General features: G+C 65.6%; 20 protein-coding genes and 1 riboswitch. Of the genes, 8 read left to right on the top strand and 12 right to left on the bottom strand.

What is annotated here, in order from left to right; translation table 11 throughout:
• Positions 1–19: 19 nt before the first annotated feature.
• Positions 20–1,675 carry a DNA repair helicase XPB gene (locus O4220_RS14655; protein WP_032378320.1) on the bottom strand — a complete coding sequence of 552 codons (1,656 nt, stop codon included), beginning with the start codon at positions 1,673–1,675 and terminating at the stop codon, positions 20–22.
• Between the two features lie 89 nt (positions 1,676–1,764).
• Positions 1,765–4,056, bottom strand: coding sequence for a helicase-associated domain-containing protein (locus O4220_RS14650; RefSeq protein WP_269605346.1), 2,292 nt, complete (start codon positions 4,054–4,056; stop codon positions 1,765–1,767).
• A gap of 61 nt (positions 4,057–4,117) precedes the next feature.
• On the opposite strand from O4220_RS14650, the gene O4220_RS14645 reads away from it, so the two are divergent.
• The gene (locus O4220_RS14645; RefSeq protein WP_032395857.1) at positions 4,118–4,306 is read left to right on the top strand and encodes a hypothetical protein; all 189 of its coding nucleotides are present in this window, start codon (positions 4,118–4,120) and stop codon (positions 4,304–4,306) included.
• Positions 4,307–4,385: 79 nt separating this feature from the next.
• Here O4220_RS14645 and O4220_RS14640 read toward each other — a convergent pair whose 3' ends face one another.
• From O4220_RS14640 to O4220_RS14630, 3 genes are all read right to left on the bottom strand, one after another.
• A complete protein-coding gene (locus O4220_RS14640) occupies positions 4,386–4,997 on the bottom strand; it encodes a transglycosylase family protein (RefSeq protein WP_269605344.1) in 612 nt (203 codons plus the stop codon).
• Positions 4,998–5,005: 8 nt separating this feature from the next.
• Positions 5,006–5,214, bottom strand: a riboswitch (cyclic di-AMP (ydaO/yuaA leader).
• Positions 5,215–5,483: 269 nt separating this feature from the next.
• On the bottom strand, positions 5,484–5,858 hold the full coding sequence (locus tag O4220_RS14635; protein WP_032377424.1) for a YccF domain-containing protein: 375 nt from the start codon (positions 5,856–5,858) through the stop codon (positions 5,484–5,486).
• Between the two features lie 3 nt (positions 5,859–5,861).
• On the bottom strand, positions 5,862–6,080 hold the full coding sequence (locus O4220_RS14630; RefSeq protein WP_094618882.1) for a hypothetical protein: 219 nt from the start codon (positions 6,078–6,080) through the stop codon (positions 5,862–5,864).
• A 188-nt stretch (positions 6,081–6,268) separates the two neighbouring features.
• Between O4220_RS14630 and O4220_RS14625 the strand changes: the two genes are divergently transcribed.
• Complete coding sequence (locus O4220_RS14625) at positions 6,269–6,685, top strand: cold-shock protein (protein WP_008719325.1); 417 nt, start codon at positions 6,269–6,271, stop codon at positions 6,683–6,685.
• Positions 6,686–6,697: 12 nt separating this feature from the next.
• On the opposite strand, the gene O4220_RS14620 is transcribed toward O4220_RS14625, so the two are convergent.
• The 3 genes from O4220_RS14620 to O4220_RS14610 form a co-directional block, all read right to left on the bottom strand.
• Entirely contained in the window at positions 6,698–7,210 is a 513-nt protein-coding gene (locus O4220_RS14620) for a DUF2771 family protein (protein ID WP_269605337.1), read from the bottom strand.
• Positions 7,207–8,847: an MFS transporter gene (locus tag O4220_RS14615; protein ID WP_420030397.1), complete on the bottom strand. Its 1,641-nt coding sequence runs from the start codon at positions 8,845–8,847 to the stop codon at positions 7,207–7,209. Before O4220_RS14615 ends, O4220_RS14620 begins: the two co-directional genes overlap by 4 nt.
• 64 nt (positions 8,848–8,911) lie before the next feature.
• Entirely contained in the window at positions 8,912–9,760 is an 849-nt protein-coding gene (locus O4220_RS14610) for a glutaminyl-peptide cyclotransferase (RefSeq protein ID WP_420030392.1), read from the bottom strand.
• Between the two features lie 41 nt (positions 9,761–9,801).
• Here O4220_RS14610 and O4220_RS14605 point away from each other — a divergent pair, with 41 nt between their 5' ends.
• Genes O4220_RS14605 through O4220_RS14595 form a run of 3 tightly spaced genes read left to right on the top strand, consistent with a single transcriptional unit; the run spans position 9,802 to position 14,139 of the window.
• On the top strand, positions 9,802–10,872 hold the full coding sequence (locus O4220_RS14605) for a DUF3027 domain-containing protein (RefSeq protein ID WP_420030391.1): 1,071 nt from the start codon (positions 9,802–9,804) through the stop codon (positions 10,870–10,872).
• A complete protein-coding gene (locus tag O4220_RS14600; protein ID WP_420030396.1) occupies positions 10,869–13,598 on the top strand; it encodes a sacsin N-terminal ATP-binding-like domain-containing protein in 2,730 nt (909 codons plus the stop codon). The genes O4220_RS14605 and O4220_RS14600 overlap by 4 nt, the downstream gene beginning before the upstream one ends.
• Positions 13,588–14,139 (top strand): phosphatase PAP2 family protein, encoded by a 552-nt coding sequence (locus O4220_RS14595; protein ID WP_269605327.1) that lies wholly within the window; start codon positions 13,588–13,590, stop codon positions 14,137–14,139. The genes O4220_RS14600 and O4220_RS14595 overlap by 11 nt, the downstream gene beginning before the upstream one ends.
• On the opposite strand, the gene O4220_RS14590 is transcribed toward O4220_RS14595, so the two are convergent.
• Both O4220_RS14590 and O4220_RS14585 read right to left on the bottom strand, forming a co-directional pair.
• Positions 14,108–14,251, bottom strand: a complete 144-nt coding sequence (locus O4220_RS14590; protein ID WP_198289516.1) for a hypothetical protein — start codon at positions 14,249–14,251, stop codon at positions 14,108–14,110. The genes O4220_RS14595 and O4220_RS14590 overlap by 32 nt on opposite strands.
• Before the next feature lie 141 nt (positions 14,252–14,392).
• Complete coding sequence (locus O4220_RS14585) at positions 14,393–14,632, bottom strand: DUF2530 domain-containing protein (protein ID WP_269605323.1); 240 nt, start codon at positions 14,630–14,632, stop codon at positions 14,393–14,395.
• A 59-nt stretch (positions 14,633–14,691) separates the two neighbouring features.
• Here O4220_RS14585 and O4220_RS14580 point away from each other — a divergent pair, with 59 nt between their 5' ends.
• The 3 genes from O4220_RS14580 to O4220_RS14570 are packed head-to-tail and all read left to right on the top strand — an operon-like array spanning position 14,692 to position 17,953.
• Positions 14,692–16,143 (top strand): NCS2 family permease, encoded by a 1,452-nt coding sequence (locus tag O4220_RS14580; protein ID WP_269605321.1) that lies wholly within the window; start codon positions 14,692–14,694, stop codon positions 16,141–16,143.
• Positions 16,144–16,192: 49 nt separating this feature from the next.
• A complete protein-coding gene (locus O4220_RS14575) occupies positions 16,193–16,624 on the top strand; it encodes a MarR family winged helix-turn-helix transcriptional regulator (RefSeq protein ID WP_269605434.1) in 432 nt (143 codons plus the stop codon).
• Positions 16,625–16,681: 57 nt separating this feature from the next.
• Positions 16,682–17,953, top strand: coding sequence for an MFS transporter (locus O4220_RS14570; RefSeq protein WP_269605319.1), 1,272 nt, complete (start codon positions 16,682–16,684; stop codon positions 17,951–17,953).
• Positions 17,954–17,959: 6 nt separating this feature from the next.
• Here O4220_RS14570 and O4220_RS14565 read toward each other — a convergent pair whose 3' ends face one another.
• Both O4220_RS14565 and O4220_RS14560 read right to left on the bottom strand, forming a co-directional pair.
• Positions 17,960–18,565, bottom strand: coding sequence for a response regulator transcription factor (locus tag O4220_RS14565; protein WP_032377416.1), 606 nt, complete (start codon positions 18,563–18,565; stop codon positions 17,960–17,962).
• Positions 18,562–19,698, bottom strand: coding sequence for a sensor histidine kinase (locus O4220_RS14560; RefSeq protein ID WP_269605316.1), 1,137 nt, complete (start codon positions 19,696–19,698; stop codon positions 18,562–18,564). Before O4220_RS14560 ends, O4220_RS14565 begins: the two co-directional genes overlap by 4 nt.
• Between the last annotated feature and the right edge of the window lie 9 nt (positions 19,699–19,707).

Genomic DNA, 19,707 nt, shown 5'->3' with positions numbered 1-19,707 from the left:
GCCCATGCCGGCAGAAGCCTCAGATCGCCGGACCGAGCAAGTCGTCCGCGTCGGTGATGCGGTACGCGTACCCCTGCTCGGCGAGGAAACGTTGACGGTGTGCGGCGTACTCGGCGTCGAGAGTGTCGCGCGACACCACCGAGTAGAAATGGGCCTGACCGCCGTCGTGCTTGGGTCGGAGCAGTCGGCCCAGCCGCTGTGCCTCCTCCTGTCTGGATCCGAAGGTGCCCGAAACCTGCACTGCGACAGATGCTTCGGGTAGGTCGATCGAGAAGTTCGCCACCTTGCTCACCACGAGCGTCTGAATCTCGCCCTTGCGGAAGGCGTCGAACAGCACCTCACGTTCCTTGTTCTTGGTCGAACCCTGAATGACCGGAGCGTTCAGAGCCTCACCGAGCTCGTTCAACTGGTCGAGGTAGGCGCCGATCACCAGCGTCGGAGCGTCCTGATGTTTGGCGAGGATCGACTTCACGACGGCGATCTTGGTATGAGCCGTCGAGCACAGCTTGTAGCGCTCCTCGGGTTCGGCCACGGCGTACGACATACGTTCGGCATCGGTGAGAGTCACGCGAACCTCGATGCACTCTGCCGGTGCGATCCACCCCTGCGCCTCGATGTCCTTCCACGGCGCGTCGTATCGCTTGGGCCCGATCAGCGAGAAGACGTCACCCTCGCGGCCGTCCTCGCGGACGAGCGTTGCCGTCAGACCGAGTCGACGACGCGATTGCAGATCTGCCGTCATGCGAAACACCGGGGCGGGGAGCAGGTGGACCTCGTCGTAGATCACCAGACCCCAGTCGCGGGAATCGAACAGTTCCAGGTGCTTGTATTCACCCTTGGTACGACGCGTGATCACCTGGTACGTGGCGATTGTCACAGGGCGAATCTCTTTGCGCTCTCCCGAATACTCGCCGATCTCCTCCTCGGTGAGTGAGGTGCGCGCGATCAGCTCACGCTTCCACTGCCGACCGGCGACGGTGTTGGTGACCAGAATCAGCGTGGTCGCCTTGGCTCTGGCCATCGCCGCTGCGCCGACCATCGTCTTGCCCGCGCCACACGGCAGTACGACGACGCCCGAGCCGCCGGCCCAGAACGAATCCGCCGCCATCTCCTGGTAGTCGCGCAGTGTCCACTTGCCGCCCTCGGTGTCGAGTTCGATGGGGTGAGCTTCGCCGTCCACGTATCCGGCGAGGTCCTCGGCAGGCCAACCGATCTTGAGGAGCATCTGTTTGAGGTGTCCGCGTTCGCTGGGATGGACGATGACAGTGTCCTCGTCCACCATGGCACCGAGCATCGGCGCAATCTTCTTGTGGCGCATGACTTCTGTGAGCACAGCGCGGTCGAGACTGATCAGGGCCAGGCCGTGGATCGGGCTCTTGACCAACTGCAGTCGGCCGTAGCGAGCCATGGTGTCGACGATGTCGACCAGCAGCGGTTGCGGCACCGCGTAGCGCGAGAAGTTCACCAGCGCGTCGACCACCTGCTCGGCGTCGTGGCCGGCAGCGCGCGCATTCCACAGGGCCAGCGGGGTGATGCGGTAGGTGTGCACGTGCTCGGGGGCACGTTCGAGCTCCGCGAACGGTGCGATGGCCGCCCGCGCTGCACCCGCGAGTTCGTGATCGATCTCGAGCAACAGCGTTTTGTCGGACTGAACGATCAGCGGGCCGTCGGTCACGGTTCCTCCTAGAGACTTCCGCTGCGCCCGAAAGAGCGCAACTTCTCCATTGTCCACAGGTAGGGGCGCGCGTGCACGTGAGCGTCGAACTACTCGACCAGAGCGACCGAGGTGATGCGATGCAGGGTGAAGCGCCGAACCCCTCCCGTGGCGGGATCGAACGCGTCGAGTTGGCCGCCGCCGATGCTGATCGGATCGACGATTCGGTGGGTCGCGACCCCCTGTGCATCGACGTAGCCGATGCTGACACTGCGTTTGACCTTGGCTGCGGTCTGCAGCAGCGTCATCGTCGCCGTGCTGCTGGCGCGAGAGCCGTCGGCGCGCACCACCGCACCGCCGTTGCCCGCGGCCCGGTCCGACGCACGCATCCCACGCACCAACGAACCCAGCTGTTCCTCGGTGGGGACAGCCGGAGTGCGGAACGTCTGGCGTGGCCGCCGTGCCGATACCCGCGACCCGCGGGCGCGCAGATCGACGATGGTTCCGGACGAGTCCTCACCAGCAGGCGCGAAGCCGGCCCCGGCCAGCACCGAGAGCACCTCGGCAAGCGGAGCCTGCGAGATCGCGACGGTCGGGGCGAGGGCTCGTAGGGCCAGCGATTCCGCCGCCGGGGACGCCATCACCTCCGCCAGCAACGCCGGATCCTCGCATCGGACGAACGACGCGGCGACGCCGGCACGCAGGCGACCGTGTCGACGCGCCACGTCGTCGATCAGATAGGTCAACGCCTGCGGCACCGGTGTGCGCGAGTGGGTTGCGAACAACGCGTGCAGCTCGGACGCGCTCAATCCCACATCGAGGGCGCGTCGCAGGCTCGTGTCGCTGATCCGGTACATCGTCGCCGCGCCTGCGGATTCGACATCGGCGACCAATTCGATCCGATCGTGCAGGTCCGGCTCGAGTGGACCGGGTGCCACCAGCGTGAGGTCGGCCTGCACCAGGACGTAGTCGATGGGTTCGGGCAGAGCCGCGCGCATATCGGCCTCGGCGTTGCCGTCGTGCAGCAGCGAGCGTCCCGGGGTCGACATCGCTCCGCGGGCGACGATTCCCAATGCGGTTGCTTCGGCGATGACGTGCCCGACGGGTGTGACGCCGAAGCGTCCGGACCACCGGGGACGACGCCACGCCAGGATTCGGGCGAGATCCGCGGGCTGGGCCGAGTGCCCGCTGCCGAGTTCGGTGAGCAGTTCCAGGATCATCCGTCGATCCCGCGGTGCTGCCGGAGAACGGACTTCCTCGGACAGGGCGGCGATGGGCTTGTCGTTGGGGTCGCGCATCCCGATGACCCACGGTGCCCGCGGCACCTCGAGCCAGGCGGACGCGAGCGTGTGCCATCGGGCCGCCGGGGCAGCAGTGAGCCACGCGTCGACCGCGGGTGTGGGAGCCCAGTAGTCGTCACCGGTGTCGGTCGCGGGAACCGGGTCCGGTGTTCCGCTGGAAATCAGATGCGCTGCCGCCAGTAGTTCGACGAGGACGCTGACTCGGTCGTCGTCGAGACCGGTTGCCTTGGTGATCTTGCGGAGCTCGCGCACGCCGAGTCCGCCTGCCTTGAGAGCGGGGGCAGGCGAGCTGGACAGGGCTTCGATGATCAGAACGCAGTGCCTACCCAGTTCGAGGGCCTCGCCTGCGGCAGCGGCATCGACATCGGTGAGCGACTGTGCCTTGGTGGTGAGCTTCGGTTCGGCGAGCGACCGCGGATCGGACATCGGCTCGCCGCGCAGAATCTGCCCCACCTGGACGGGTAGCTCGACGGTTTGCTCGTCCAACCAGATCAGCAGGCCGGCGGCGAGCAGCTTCTGGACCGGCCGGTCCGGCGGAGTGCCCGGTGCCGCGTCTCGGGTGCGTCCGGTCGGGGACGATCTGGCGAGGGTGTCGAGCAGATTGCGTTCCCCGTCGCCCAGTTCGGCGAGAGCTGCGGTGATGTGCGACTCGGTGAGATTGTCGACCGGATCGAGTGCGCGTCCGATACGCCACGGCACGGCGTCCGCGGCGGCTGCGCTGATCCGGAGGCCGGACGCGTCGCCCCACACCAGCAGCCGCTCGCGAAGCTGAGCCAGCGCCTTGTCGACGCTCTTGGCAGGTGCGCGTTTGGCCACGACGGACAGGAGCGTGGTGCGAGTGACAGGCCGTTCGTAGGCCTCCTCGACGGCGAGGATCTCGAGGACGGTCAAGGCGAGTGTGTCGAGGGTGTCCGCGGTGTGCAGAATCGACCGTCGCTGCTCGGCCCGTCCGGCGAGTACGGCCAGGGAGGCGGGCGGCGGCGCGGTCAGATCCGGACGCAGCGACATGGCCTTGATCAGCTCGCCGTCGGAGCGAGCTGCGATCCACTGAGGTAGATCGGGGGGCGTGTCGGTGTGTCGAGGCACAGTCGTGTCGGTCATCGCCTATCAGATTAGAGACCTGGGCTGGTGCTCGCCGCAGTGCAGGTGTCAAAATAGGCGCATGGTGAACAAGTCGAAGAAGCCCTATGTCGATCCAGGCTGGCCGGACACCGCTCGCGGTGACCACGCGGTGACCGAACTCTCGTCCGCTCGATCGGGTGGCTTGTCGCCCTTCGGCGAGGACACGGAGTTCCCGCTGCCCGTCGAAGACCTGCCCTACGCGCACCCGGTGACCGTGGTCAACCGCTAGCGAACGCCACGCAGTACCGAAAAAGCCCCCGACGATGTCGGGGGCTTTTTTCGTACGAGATGCGAACCGTCGCGGGCGCTTACTGAGGCAGGAATGCCTTGTTGGCCTGGTAGAAGCTCACGACCTGCGGATCGAGCTGGATGCCCTGCGCTGCGTTCTGGACGAACGAGGCGATAGCCGGATCGTTGGTGATGTTCTGGACGGCGGTGACGATGCCGTTGACGACCTCGGCCGAGTTGTCGACTGCCGGGATGGACGACAGGTCGGGAAGTGCGGGAACTTCCGGTGCCTTGGGGGTGACCGGAACGCTGCGCTCGGACGGCGCGCTGCTCAGGCCGAGGCTCGAGGAGCAGGACGGCCATGCGCCCCAGCCCTGCGAGTCGAGGACCTTCTCTGCGACTGCGATCTGCTGTTCGCGGCTGGCCTGGTTGGCCGTGGCTGCGTACTGCTGGCCGCCGTGTGCGTTCCAGGTGCTGGGGGAGAACTGCAACCCGCCCTGGAAGCCGTTGCCGGTGTTGATGCCCCAATTGCCGCCGGCTTCACACTGTGCAAGGCGATCCCAGTCGGAATCCGGTGCCGCGTTCGCGGTGCCGGTGAAGGCGATGCCCGCGGTGCCCATGATGGCTCCGGTGACAGCTACCTTGGCGACGGTCTTGCCAGTGGTGCTCGGCTTGCGATGACGTCCGCTCATACGAGTTGAAATCCTCTCCACACGCGCCTGCGAGGTCAGCTGTCGGGTTCGGGCTGAGAGGTAGCCCGGCCTTTTCGCTCATTCTTCTCGAATGGGCAATTGGGCTTCACCCCAAGGGAAGTCGGTGCAACTTCGTGAGTTGCGACAACTTCCCGGTTGTCCGTGGAGGACGTGGGTCCCCCGTCCTCGTCCCCTGGGTGATCGTCGAGGGTGTTCCGGTATCCGCGGGACGAGGTTTGGCGCTGCGGACCGGAGTTCGGCCGAACTTTCCGGCCGCTGCTGACCGTACTGAAATTCCCGGCTTACGTCACTATTTGGTAACTGTCGATTTCGCGGCGTCGTGTTGAGCACATTTCGTACCTCTTACGGGCCTCTCGCGTCTGCCCAGCTAGCGGGCGTGACGCGCAGTGAACCCCGGTCCGTTGCCGGGCTGTTACCCAAGCGTTATGTGATGGAAGTCACAGCACCCGGGAGGCGTCCGGAAAGTCACCGAACGGCAACGATGTCTTTGCCGAGGGGCATCAGTGATACGGGGATCAACTTCAGGTTCGCGATCGCGAGAGGAATGCCGATGATGGTGATCGCCATTGCGACGGCGGTGACCACATGAGTCAACGCCAACCACCAGCCGGCGAGGATCAACCAGAGCACGTTTCCGACGAGCGCGCCGGACCCGGACCCTGGCTTGTCGACGATCGTCGACCCGAACGGCCACAGTGCGTACACACCGATACGGAACGATGCGATGCCGAACGGGATGGTCACGATCAGGATGCACAGCAGCAGGCCGGCGAAGAAGTAACCGATGGCCAGCCACAGCCCACCGAAGACCAGCCAGATGATGTTCAGAATCAATCGCATGAGCTACCGGGCCCGCCGTCCGGATGCCAGCGCGTACACCAAAGCCAGCACGAACCCGGCCGGTGCCGAGAACATGGCTGTCAGATACAGGCTCAGCGGGGGCTTGGCGTCGGAGAAGATCGGAAACAGCAGGATCGCGACGATGGCGACGAGGCCTATCGCGAACAGTGCGAGCGCGATGCGCAGCAGAACGGTGCTGCTCTTACGGGTCGGTGTGTCCACGTGCACCACGGTAGTGCGAAGCGTGGGGTGCGAAGAACTCGAATGCTCTATCGGGACTCGCCGCGCTAGACTGGCATATTCGCGTCCTACGTTTTCGTGGGGCGCGAAACTTGTGCAGACCGCAGGTCCGAACATCGGGCCTGTGAACAACCAAACGACCGACAGCAACAGATGAACGGGTGAGCTCAGTGCCGACCGGCAAGGTGAAGTGGTACGACGTCGACAAGGGATTCGGATTCCTCTCTCAGGAGGAAGGCGAGGACGTCTACGTGCGTTCGTCGGCGTTGCCGGAGGGCGTCGAAGGCCTGAAAGCCGGTCAGCGTGTCGAATTCGGCATGGCTGCAGGCCGTCGCGGACCACAGGCGCTGAGCTTGAAGGTGCTCGAGCCGGCACCGTCCGTGCGGCAGAACACCGGCAGCACCCGCCGTGAGCCCGTCGAGCGCAAACACACACCCGACGAGCTGCACGGAATGGTCGAGGACATGATCACACTGCTCGAGGCGACAGTGCAGCCCGAACTCCGTAAGGGCAAGTACCCCGATCGCAAGATCGCGCAGCGCATCTCCGAGGTCGTCCGGGCCGTCGCCCGGGAACTCGACAGCTGATACCCACCGAAACTAGGGGCGGGTGCCGATCGACCAGATGGCGTGGCTGACGAACCCTTCCTGGTTGGTATCGGTGTCGATGATGCCGGTGGGCAAGCGCACCTCGATGCCGAGCAGCGTCCGGTTGCTGTCGTCCTTCGTGGGAACCGTGACGCTGAGCTTGGTGTCCGGCTCGTTGAACTCGGTGTTCTCCACCACGTCACCGCTGTCGTCGCCGTAGACCACGGCGAGCACCCACGGTGCGGAGTAGATGGGGGCGGGCAGCGAGAGCTGCACTGTCCTGGCATTGCCGACCTGAATCTCGGCGGTCTCACCGACGTTGGTGCACAGCGGGTCGCTGACAGCGCAGTACAGATACGGTTCCACCACGACGGCGCGGCCGTTGGCGTACGCGGTGACGGTCGGTTCCTTCTCCGGTGCTCTCCCGATCAGCAGGGCGAGCACCGCGACGAACGCGACGGCGATGACGACGAGACCGGCGACGGTGATCGCCGCGATCTTCTTGGTGCGAGGAGCGAGATTCACTTGGTCACGTTTTCGCCGAAGGAGCCGTCGGACATTTCTTGTTCGACGTGATCGGGGCGGTTGCCGCCGAAGCCGGGCAGAAGTGATCTGCCGCGGTAGGTGAGGAAGGTCTGCACGAGGCCGATCGTAAGCAACACCGACACGACGGTGAAACCGAGCCAGTATTCGGTGGGTAGCAGCACGCCGAGCGTGCCGCCGAGAACCCAGCACAACTGCATGACGGTTTCCGAGCGGCCGAATCCCGACGCGATCGATTCAGGCGGCAGATCGCCCTGTATCGACGCGTCCAGTGAGACCTTCGCAAGGGCGCTGGCAGTGGACGCCACCAGTGCTGCCACGGCTGCGGTGAGCAGGCTGTCGGTGATCGCAGCGACGACTGCCACTACCGTCACCGCGATGGTGCACCGCAGGACGACCAAGGACGGCCGGCCGAGCTTGATCCGGGCACCGAGCGCGTTGCCTGCGAAGTTGCCGAGACCGGCTGCGGCCCCGACGAGTCCGAGCATCGCGGCCTGCTGTAGCGGCTCGTGTTCGGTGCGGGATTTGGCAACGAACGCGATGTAGAGCGTCAGGAAGCCGGTGAGAATCCGGATGGTGCCGTTTCCCCACAGTCCCACGATGACGGCCCGTCCCAACGGCTGTCTGCGGTTCTTGGTGCTGCTCGGCGGCGAGCGACGCAGATTTTCGGTCGGGGCGCTGCTTCCGGCGAAGTCGTTGCCGCTGTGCTGGTCGGCGTGGTAGCTCAGGGTGGCCGGCACTTCACCCTCGGTAATCTCGACCCAGGACGGGATCTGCATGCTGAGGTAGCCGCCGAGCACCGTGATCCCGGCGACGAACCACAGCGCGCCGGGTGAACCTGCGAAGAACGCGATGCCGCCGGCGACGGCACCTGCAACGATGGTGCCGCCGAGCAGGCCGAACACCGTGAGCCGAGAATTGACGCGGACGAGATCGATCTCCGGAGGCAACACTCTCGGCGTCACCGCGCTCTTGAGCACCGCGAAGGACTTGCTGAGTACGAGCATGCCGAGCGCGGCGGGGTACAGCACCCAACTGTCGAAGTTGAACACCAGCACCACCGCCAGCACGGTCCGCAACCCGAACGATGTGGCCAGCGCGATGCGTCGACCGTGTTGCAGACGGTCCAGCAGTGGTCCGATCAACGGGGCGATCAGCGCGAACGGCGCAATGGTGATGACGAGGTACAGCGCCACCTTGGTCTTGTCCTCACCGGTGGCCGCCGAGAAGAAGAGGGTGTTGGCCAGAGCGATCGCCAGCGCCGCGTCGGAGGCGTTGTTCGCCATGTTGGCGTAGGTCAGCGCCGTCAGACCGGATTTGTCGGCACCGTCGGCCTTCGCGGCTCGCTGAAACGTTGCGATGCCCTTGCCGGTGAGCTCGCGGCCGCGCATGGCGGCGACGCGCGTGACGGTCAGTTTCTTCGGCATCGGCGGGGGCTTGCGAGTACCGGTCCGACCACGCGGGGCGGTGATCTTCTCGGTGCGCGGCGGATGAAGAGGCGGCAACGGCTCGCGGCGACTCGGAACGTGGGCGGAGTGAGTAGGTGCGGGCGGGTAGTTGGCCAGACCCGGATGATCCGAGTGATCAGGAGCGGAGCCTGCGGAGTGACCGGCGGACATGCTGTCCTGCTCGGGGTCGTCCGCACCCGGTGGGGTGTGGGGGAGACGGGGATCGGTCACGGGGTCAATTCTGTCCTACGGGCGCGGTATCGGTGAATCGCACCTCGAAGATCTTGGGCCAGAATTTGCCGGTCACGAGGAATCGGTCGGTACCCGGAATCTGTGCGATGCCGTTGAAGACGTCGGCTCCGCCTCGATCGGCGGCAGACATCGAATTCCACAGCGGTGTGCCGTCGATGACGGCTGTCACCTTCCCGGTCTCGGGGTCGATGCGCATGATGTCGAACGTCTGCCACACATTGGCGTAGATCGAGCCGTCCTCGGCACATTCGAGCTCGTTGAGCCGTTCCACCGGATTGCCGTCGAGCGTGACGTCCACCGTGTCGACGGCGTCGAAAGAGGTGGGGTCGCGAAAGGTCAGGGTGGATGTGCCGTCGCTCATGACGAGGCGGTCGTCCGGTGTTCCTCGACCCTGTGTACAGAGTCCCCAACCTTCGCCGTCGTAGTTCACTCGACGCTGTTCGGTCAGGGTGTCCCGGTCGCGGGCGATGGCGACTCCGTCTTGCCAGGTGATCTGCCACAGCGTGTCCCCGTCGACGGTGATCCCTTCGCCGAACAGGTCGGACGGCAGATCGACTCGCTCGAGCTCGGTCATGTTCTCGAGTGAGGTGCGCCTGACGAACGACGAGCCTTCCAGCCCGGTGCCCTCGTAGAGCACGTCACCGTGGATCTCGAATCCCTGGGTGAACGCGTCGTCGCCGCGGTCGTATTCGCGCACGACCTCTGCAGTCAGGGTCGGCACCGAGTCGGAGGTCGCCGGAGCCGCGGTCGTCGAATCCGATGTCGACGAGCAGGCGGTGACCGCCAGTGCGGAGGTCAGGACGGCGGCGAAGGTGCGAGCGCGGACGGTCATTGCATCCATGATGGCAGCCCGAACTGGGCGTCACCGAGTCGATGCGGCAAACTGAATGTGTGAGTTTCGTATCTTCTCCAGAGCTCGATTCCATCCGCCCCGTCTTGGCCGATGCCGTGGACCTCGCGCGGCAGGCTCTGCTCGACCTGGGAGAGGGAGGTGTCGGCGAGTATCTCGGAGTCACCGTCGAGGACGCCAGCGCGGCCACTCACCGGTTCGCCAGCGACCTAGAGGGCTACCGAGGGTGGCAGTGGGCCGTTGTGGTCGCGGCCCCGGAGGACGCCGATCGCGCCACGGTCAGTGAGCTGGTTCTGCTGCCCGGCCCCGACGCTCTGGTGGCACCGTCCTGGGTGCCCTGGGACGAACGCATCCGTCCCGGTGACCTGGGACCGGGCGATCTGCTGTCCCCGCGACAGGACGATCCGCGGCTCGTCCCGGGCTACGTCAGCTCGGGCGACCCAGCCATCGACGAGGTGGCAGGCGAGATCGGTCTCGGTAGAACGAAGGTCACCAGCCTCGAAGGACGTCTCGACGCCGCCCAACGCTGGCACGACGGCGATTTCGGTCCTGATGCCGAGATGGCCAAGGCTGCGCCGTCGACGTGCGGGCTCTGCGGCTTCTACCTGCCCATCGCCGGATCGTTGTCTGCCGCATTCGGAGTGTGCGGCAACGAATTCGCTGCCGACGGGCACGTGGTGCACGCCGAGTACGGCTGCGGAGCGCATTCCGATACCGAGCTGCCCACCGGAGCAGGATCACCGCAGTTCGAGCCGTACGACGACGCGGCTCTCGACGTCACCGCGGCACCGACACCTCCGGCCGAGACGAGTACTCCGGTCGAGGCGAATGCATCGGACAAGACCGCTTCCCCGGGCGAGACCGCTTCCGCGGGCGAGACCGCTTCCGCGGGCGAGACCACCGACATTGTGGACGGGTCCGACGGACCGACCGAGGGAACCGAAACGTCGGCCGAGGCCGAGGCCGTGCAGGTGGAGGCAGTTCAGGAAGCAGAGGTACCGGCCGGTGAAACGGCTCCGGTATCGAGCGAGTCTGCGGAACCCGAGGCGGCCGATGAGACTGTGCACGAAGAGGATTCGGTATCTCCGAGCTGATCGACCCGTTCGATACCGGGTCGCTGCGCGAGTCGATTCTCGCGGCCTGGGCCTCGTCGCCCACGCGGCTTCGCGAGGATTCGGCGTCCGAGTCCGATCTGGTGCGCGGAGGCTACCGCGACCGGCTCTTGACCGAGCTCGCGCAGAACGCTGCGGACGCGGCGTCGCGGGCGGGTGTTTCGGGACGGTTGGCCGTGTGGACCGATGATGCCGGGTGCATTCACATCGCCAATACCGGTGCTGCGCTGGATGTTTCGGGTGTACATGCAATGACGGCCCTGAGAGCGTCGGCCAAGACTGCTGCAGATGGAGGCGTTGGGCAATTCGGAGTCGGTTTCACCGCGGTGCGATCGGTGTCCGACGAGATCGAGGTGCGATCGCTGGGCGGCGGTGTGCTGTTCAGTGCGCGGCGCACCTCGGCTGCGCTGCGCGAGCGAGGGATGGCCGTGCCCGAGGCGGGCGTGCCGGTACTGAGGTTGGCGTGGCCGGTGGCGGAACCGCCCGCTGCGGGGTTCGACACCGAGATCGTGTTGACGCCGCGAGCGGGCCCGGGCGCGGAGCCCTTCGCGTCCGGATATTCGGACGAGGCCGTCGACTTGCTTCTCGAACTCGAAGCGCTGGACTCGATCGAGATCGAAGGCGTTGTGATCGACTGCGTCAGAACGACACTCGACGCCCAGAGTGCCGACATCGCGATCGGATCGCGAACATGGCGACAGTTCACCACTCCTGCCGCGCGCTGGCTGGCTCCGGTTGTCGACGGTCTACCCGTTCCTGCGTCACCCGACGTGCTGCGGGCTCCCACCCGATCGGACGAGCTGTTGTCGTTGCCCGCGTTGGTGATTGCCGATGTGCCGATGCAGCCGGACCGGCGGCGCGTGCTGCCGGGCGTCTCGTTCGATGCGGTGGCACGCGGGTACGCGGATTTCGTAGCGTCACTGCCTGCGTCGTCGCGGGTGTCGTTCGTGCCCGAGGTCGGATTCGCTCGAAGCGAGGTCGACGGGCAGTTGCGAGAGCTGATCTTCCGTCGATTATCCAGTGCGCCATGGCTTCCCGGTGCGCACGGACGCGACCTCGTGCCCGAGCGGTCGAATGTGGTCGCGGACGCCTCCGAGGAACTCGCCTCGGTGCTGATCGACGTCGTACCCGATCTGGTCGACGCGACGCTGTCGGGAGCGCGCCGCGCGTCGGCGCTCTCGGCAGTGGGGGTGCACCGGATCGGATTGGCCGGGCTGGCGGAGATGCTCGGTGGTCTGGATCGCGAGCCGCGGTGGTGGCAGCAGCTGTACGACGCGTTGACGCCCCTCGTCGTCGACGGTGTTGCTGCGGAAGAGCTTGCTGCCCTGCCTGTTCCGCTGGCAGACGGCCGCACGGTGACCGGTGCGCGAACAACGGTGATCGGCTCCGACGCCTCGGCAGCGGTGACGTGGGTGCGTCTGGTGCATCCGGGTGCAGTGAGTCCGCTGCTGACGCGTCTCGGTGCCCGCGCGGCAACCGCATTCGAATTGCTGACGGACCCGGCCCTCGAGGCGGCACTCGACGATCTCGACTGGGACAGCCACGACGACGTCGAGACCCTGGTGAATGCCGTTCTCGCCTTGGCCGCGGAGGCGGGTGAACTACCTGGCTGGATCGGCGGCCTGCCACTCGAAGACGAGCACGGCGAGCTGCGCAGTGCCGACGAATTGTTGCTTCCCGGAGCGCCTTTGGCGGACCTGCTGGTGCAGGATTCACCGTTCGGCGTACTCGCGCCTGCGGTGGTGACGAGGTTCGGTGAGCGGGCGCTGCGTGCGGTGGGCGTCGGGTGGGGTTTCTCGGTGGTACGCGACGAGCTGCCGACCGGGCCGGATCACGACCTCGACGACGAGCCGGCGTGGTGGTCCGGCCTGTCTGCGGAGCCGGACACGCTGCTCGCAGTCCGAGATCTCGATCTCGTTCGTTCGGACGGATGGTACGAGGCCTTGACCGTGCTGCTCGACGATCCCAGTACCCGTGCGGCTCTGACCGATCGGGACGGCTACACCGCGTGGTGGCTCAGGCGTCATGCGCGAATGCAGAGGGTGCCCCTGCGTGCGTTCCGTGCGCCGTCCGACGAGACATTCGCGGGCCTGCTCGATCCGCTGGATCACCCGCGCGCCGACGAGTTGGAGGCGGTGCTCGCTGCGCCGAAGTGCGAGAGCGTCGAGACAGCTCGTGTACTGCTGGAGGCTCTGTCGGATCCGCGGCGGAGTCCGACCCCGGCGGTGATCGCGCGTACCCACACGCTGATCGCAACCGCGGTTGTCGACGGTCTCATCGACATCGCCGACATAGATCCACCGGATCGAGTCCGCACTCTCGGCGGAGCGGTCATCGACGCGTCGGACGCGTTGGTGATCGACACGCCGTGGCTGGCAAGTGTCGTACCTCGGGAGGTTGCAGTTCTCTCGGACATGGCTACCGCAGCCGCTCTGGCAGACGTTCTCGACATCAGGCCGGCGTCGGAGGTAATTAGCGGAGAAGTGCTCGGAGTCGGACGCGTCAGCTCCTGGGAACGCGAACCCGGAGCGGTATTGTCCTGTGCAGTAATGGGATTGGCGCTGCCATCAGGAGGGGTGGTGGTGCATCGGGAACTGGTGGTCCGATTGACCGGGGACGTCGATGGTGACCACGCTGTGCCGTTATGGATTGCCGCAGACGGAACCGTCCACTGCGCGGAGAGTTGGGAGCGACCTCGTGGGCTTTGACGCCACAGTGCTGGATTGGATGGTCCAGCATCGAGTCGACTGGGTCACGACGATGTTCTGGATCATCACCACAGTGGGCAACACGGTGTCGATGTTTCTGTTGTCCGCGGTGGTCGTCGTTGCGGTGCTTCGCGTAGGACGCAGATCGGATGCCGTTGTCGTCGCGGGTTCGATGCTCACCGGCTGGGGTCTGACGAATGCGCTCAAATTCGCGTTCGCGAGGGAGCGCCCACCGATACCGGAGCGCCTGGTGGATATCGCGAGCCATTCGTTTCCGTCGGGCCACGCGACGATGTCGATGTTGCTTGCCACGGTGGCGATCGCGGTGATGATGCGATCGCCGGATCCGTGGCTGCATCGGCCGGCACTGCGTGCCCTACCGGTGGTCGCGGCCCTGCTGATCGGATTCTCTCGGATCTATCTGGGTGCGCATTGGACCACGGACGTACTGGCCGGCTGGGTGTTCGGTGCCCTGTGGGGGCTGGGATGGATCTATGCCGTCAGGCTGATCAGCGCGAGAAATCCGAGCGCTGGGCGATAACGAGCAGCTCGTCGCGCATGGCCGGGCTGGAGACAGCGTTGGCGCGTGCGTAGAGGGCGCGGAGCGAGCGGACGTGGTTACGGCGATTGCGGTACTGAGCGACGAGCTTCATGGCCTGGCTTTCGTGGATCGAGAGGTTATCTGAACTGACATAACCCATGGTCCACGTTAACTTTGTGTTACTCAACCGGCTGAGGGGTTAGTTTGCCCACGTCAGGGGCGGTGTGGTGATCGAGCTAACGTGATGCTGGTCTCAATCGAGGCCGCGTTGGGCCGTTCTGCTTCCTCGACGTGACGCCGCTCTCTGTATCAGGAAGATTCCGAAGCCTACGGCACCCACCGCCAGCCCGGACCAACATGTTGCGAGTGCGTCGTCGGTGCGGTCTCCGGTGGCAGTGAACACCACCAGCGCGACGATCCAGCCGAGTATGCCGATCGCCAGCACCGGCACCGGATCTGTGAGGCTGCGCGGGATCTGGGGGAGGTCGGCCACAAAATCACGCTACGCCACCATATTTCCCCAAGTCTCGCGGTGTGCTTTATCGTTCGCTCATGCAATTGTCGTCGCGGCTACTCGACAACTACTTCAAGATCACCGAGCGCGGCTCGACGGTGGGGTCCGAGGTGCGGGGAGGCGTGGTCACCTTCGTGGCCATGGCCTACATCGTCGTACTGAATCCGTTGATCCTCGGTAGTTTCTCCGCCGACGACGCAGCTGCCAAGACCGACGTGCTCGGCAATATCCTGCCGGTGGCCCAGGTTGCCGCCGTGACAGCGCTGGTGGCCGGGTTCATGAGCATCGCCTTCGGCATCATCGCGAACTACCCCTTCGGGATCGCGGCGGGCCTCGGCATCAACACGTTGCTCGCCGTGACCATCGCACCGCAGGTGACGTGGCCCGAGGCGATGGGGCTGGTGGTCATCGACGGCATCATCATCGTGCTGCTTGCCGTCACCGGATTCCGCACGGCAGTCTTCAACGCGATCCCGGCGGAGCTGAAAGCAGCGATCGCCGCCGGTATCGGCGCGTTCATCGCATTCATCGGGCTGGTCGACTCCGGCTTCGTGCGCCGTATCCCCGACGCCGCAGGTACGACGGTTCCCGTCGGGCTCGGCATCGACGGGTCGATCGCGTCGTGGCCGACGGTCATCTTCGTGTTCGGGCTGCTGCTGATGGGTGTACTCGTGGTGCGCAAGATCCGCGGCGGACTGCTGATCGGCATCGTCGTCACGACGATCTTCGCGGCGATCGTCGAGGCCGTCACCGATGTGGGGCCCTCCAACGGCGTCGACCCCAAGGGCTGGAATCTGTCGGTGCCGCAGTTGCCGAGCCAGTTGGTGCAGTCTCCCGATCTGTCGCTGGTCGGCAACGTCGACCTCTTCGGAGCGTTCACTCGCATCGGCGTACTGGCCGCAAGCCTGCTGGTGTTCACGCTCGTGCTCGCGAACTTCTTCGACGCGATGGGCACGATGACCGGCTTGGGCAAAGAAGCGAATCTGGACAAGGACGGGAAACTGCCGAACATCGGTAAGGCTCTGGTGGTCGAGGGTGCCGGAGCGATCGTCGGTGGCGGTGCGTCGGCGTCGTCGAACACCGTGTTCGTGGAATCGGCGTCCGGAATCGCCGAGGGTGCCCGCACCGGGCTGGCCAACGTGGTCACCGGATTGCTGTTCCTGCTGGCCATGTTCTTCACTCCGCTCACGGCCGTCGTCCCGATCGAAGCGGCCGCTCCGGCGCTGGTCGTGGTGGGTGCGCTGATGATCGGGCAGGTACTCGATATCGACTTCAAGCGCTTCGACTACGCGCTGCCCGCGTTCTTGACCATCGTGGTGATGCCGTTCACGTACTCGATCGCCAACGGGATCGGCGTCGGTTTCATCACCTGGGTCGTGCTTGCGGTCGGTTCCGGCCGTGCCAAGTCGGTACATCCCCTGTTGTGGATTGTTGCACTGCTGTTTGTTGCATATTTCGCGGTCGGACCCATCACCGAGGCGGTTACATGACGCGCGGTCGGTACCAGGGCGTATTCTCTGCGCTGTGACGTCGGGAAACATAGTTAAAGACAATCGGGAATTGGCAAGCGATCTGTCGCTTGCGGTGGTGAGGTTGACTCGTCACCTTCGGGGTAGGCGAGTGGACTCGCAAGTATCGCTGACTCAGCTGTCCGCTCTGGCCACGCTGAGCCGGGAGGGCGACATGACGCCCGGTGCGTTGGCTGCGCGGGAGAGGGTGCAGCCGCCGTCGATGACGCGGGTGATCGCGTCGTTGGCCGAACTCGGCCTCGTGGTGCGCACGCCGCACCCCACCGATGGACGCCAGGTGATCGTCTCGCTCTCACCTGCCGGCCAGGAGCTGATTGCCGACGAGGCGAGTGCGCGTGAGGCGTGGATGACCGCGCAGCTCGCGGGCCTCACGGCCGAGCAGCTCGACATTCTGCGTGACGCGGTGAACATCATCGGTGCCCTGGTGAGCGACTCCGAGTAGTTACCTAGGTTTATTATCTGAATGGTGGCCCCTGCTTCCTCTACGTCCGGTTCGTCGATGTTTGCTGCTCTGAAGACTCGCAACTACCGATTGTGGGCGTCGGGGCAGATCGTCTCGCTGGTCGGAACGTGGATGCAGCGGGTTGCCCAGGACTGGCTCGTACTGACGCTGTCCGGCGGCAACGGCTTCGCCGTCGGCATCGTCATGGCCCTTCAATTCGGGCCGACGCTGTTTCTCTCGGTCTGGGGTGGAGTTCTCGCAGACCGGTACGACAAGCGCAAGCTCCTCATGATCACCCAGGTGTTCGCCGCAGTCTGTGGTCTGGTGCTCGGCGTGCTCGACGTCGGCAACATGGTCGAGCTGTGGCACGTCTATGTCATCGCGTTCATCCTCGGTTGCTCGTCCGCCATCGACGCGCCGGTACGGCAATCGTTCACCATCGAGATGGTCGGCAAAGAAACTCTTTCCAACGCGATCGCATTGAACTCGATGACCTTCAACATGGCGCGGATCGTCGGGCCGGCAGTGTCGGGGGTGCTGATCACCCTCGTCGGTACCGGTTGGGTGTTCCTGATCAACGCGGTGTCGTTCGCGGCGGTGTTCGCTGCCCTGGTGGCGATGAACGTCGGTCAGCTCTTCCGCGTCGAACCGGCACCGAGGGCCAAAGGACAGGTGCGGGAGGGCTTTCGGTATGTCTGGGGGCGGGGAGACCTGCGCGTGCTGCTGGCGACGGTGTTCATGGTCTCGACGTTCGGTCTCAACTTCCCCCTGAGCCTGTCGGTGTTGGCGCGCAACACGTTCGGCAGTGGTGCCGACGCGTACGGATTGCTCTCGACCACCCTCGCGGTCGGCACGTTGGCGGGAGCGACCCTGGCGGCCCGGCGCGCCACGGCCCCGCGATTACGGCTGTTCATCGGTGCCGTCATCGCGTTCGGGCTTTTCGAGTTACTTGTGGGGTTGATGCCCAATTACGTTCTGGTGGCAATACTGTTGGTGCCCACCGGCGCACTGACGCTGACGTTCACGACGTCGGCGATGAACATTCTGCAGATGTCGGTACCGTCCGACATGCGCGGACGCGTGATGGGCATCTACATGCTGTGCTTCCTGGGCGGAACCCCGCTGGGCAGCCCGGTGCTCGGCTGGCTCGCCGACGTCCTCGATCCACGCGCACCGCTCGTGTTCGGCGGGGTCATCTCACTGGCCACGGGGCTGTTCGCTGCCGTGTATCTGCTGCGGCACAACAACTTGCGGATCACCGTGGTGCGGCCCGCCGACGGTCACCGCCTGCCCACCCTCGACACGGTGGCCGTCGGAAGCAAGGTCTGACGCTCGTCAGATCCAGCCGTGACGCCGGGCCAGTGCGCAGGCCTCGTGCCGGTTCGCCGCCCCGAGCTTGGCGGCCGCCGCAGACAGGTAGTTACGAGTGGTCCCCGGCGACAGATGCGCGCGCTGTGCGATCTCCGCGATCGATGCGCCGTCGGCGGCGAACTCGAGCACATCGGCCTCACGCGGTGTGAGCGGTGAGTCCCCGGCCCCGATGGCTTCAGCGGCGAGCGTCGGATCGACGTAGCGCCCGCCGCCGTGCACGGTGCGCACCACCTCCGCCAGGGTGGCGGCCGAGGTGGTCTTCGGCAGGAACCCCCGCACTCCTGCCTCCAGTGCCTTCTTCAGGTAGCCCGGTCGACCGTGGCTGGTGACGATGATCGACGCACAGGCGGGCAGTGTCTCGGCAATCTTCTGGGCCGTCTCGATGCCGTCGATCCCGCCCATCTGCAAGTCCAGCACCGCCACGTCGGGTGCGAGGGTGGCCGCCACAGTCAGTGCCGTCTCGCCGGAGTCGGCTTGACCGACGATCTCGATATCGTCCTCGAGATCGAGCATGGTCGCCAGCGCCGATCGAATCAGATTTTCGTCGTCGGCCAACAGGACTCGGATCATGGTGTGGTCCTCGGGTTCTGGGGCGATGTCGGCAACATCGCCGTGAGGGTGAAGTCGTCGCTGGTCTTCTCCGCCGTCACGGTGCCTCCGACTGCGACCAACCTTTCGCGCAGGCCGCTCAGGCCGGTGCCGTCGTCGCGGCCGGTCGATGGTTGCGGATGATCGTTGATCAGCCGAATGCTGTTGTCGGTCAGCTCGATCCGGCAGTAGGTGGCCGCGGAATGTCGCAGAATGTTCGTCACTCCCTCGCGGACCACCCAGGCGGCCGCCTCGGCCGCACGCTCGGACAGGACCGAGGTCTCGCCGACCAGTTCGGTGGAGATGCCTGCGGCGGACAGCAGCGATCGAGCTCCGTCGAGTTCCGACGCCACATCGACCGATCGGTAGCCCCGAACCAGCTTTCTGGCGTCGGCCATCGATTCCTGGGCCAGAATGCGAACCTCGTCCATCTGGCCGGCCGCACGCTCGTCCCCCCGACGAGCCAGCGTCGCGGCGAGTTCGCTCTTGACCGCGATGGCCGAGAGCGCGCGTCCGACGACGTCGTGCAGATCTCGCGAGAATCGCAGACGTTCCTCGGCAACCGAGAGCGCGGCGGCGGCGTCGCGGGTGGCGTCGAGTTCGGTGACGATGCGCAGCAACCACGCCGACAGTTGGACGGTGAACGCCATGAAGGCGATGAAGATGCCGAGTATCAGAGTTTCCACTGCCGGGGTTCCCAGAGCCGCCGCAAGCGCAGCGGCCGCCACTGCCGCGGCCAGGGACCATCGCAGCGGAATCAGGGTCGCGACCGCAGTGGTGACGAGTACGGCGGCCCACAGTGCGTTGCTCGTGGTCCCTCCGGCAACCAGCACCACCGCGGCGATGGCCATGACCGCCAGCGGGATTCGTGGGTGGGCCGTCGACTCGCCGCCGAGCTCGGGGGTGCGCTGCACAACTACGAAAGCAGCGGCGGCACACACCGCTGCCGCCGCCGTCGATAGGTAGTCGTCGTACTGAAGCGTTGTCAGCATGGCGCCGCCGGCGACACCGACAGTGATCAGCAGGAACGACTGGCGGGTGTAGACGCGTACCTTGTCCACTGCACTGCTGTCGTTCCAGCCGTGCAGTGGATTGAGGTAGTCGTACAGCTTCATGATCTCCAG

The organism is Rhodococcus ruber (assembly GCF_027270735.1).
Taxonomy (GTDB): Bacteria; Actinomycetota; Actinomycetes; order Mycobacteriales; family Mycobacteriaceae; genus Rhodococcoides; species Rhodococcoides rubrum_A.
Note: the sequence above shows the minus strand (reverse complement) of the source record. Positions and strands in the feature narration are given on the sequence as shown.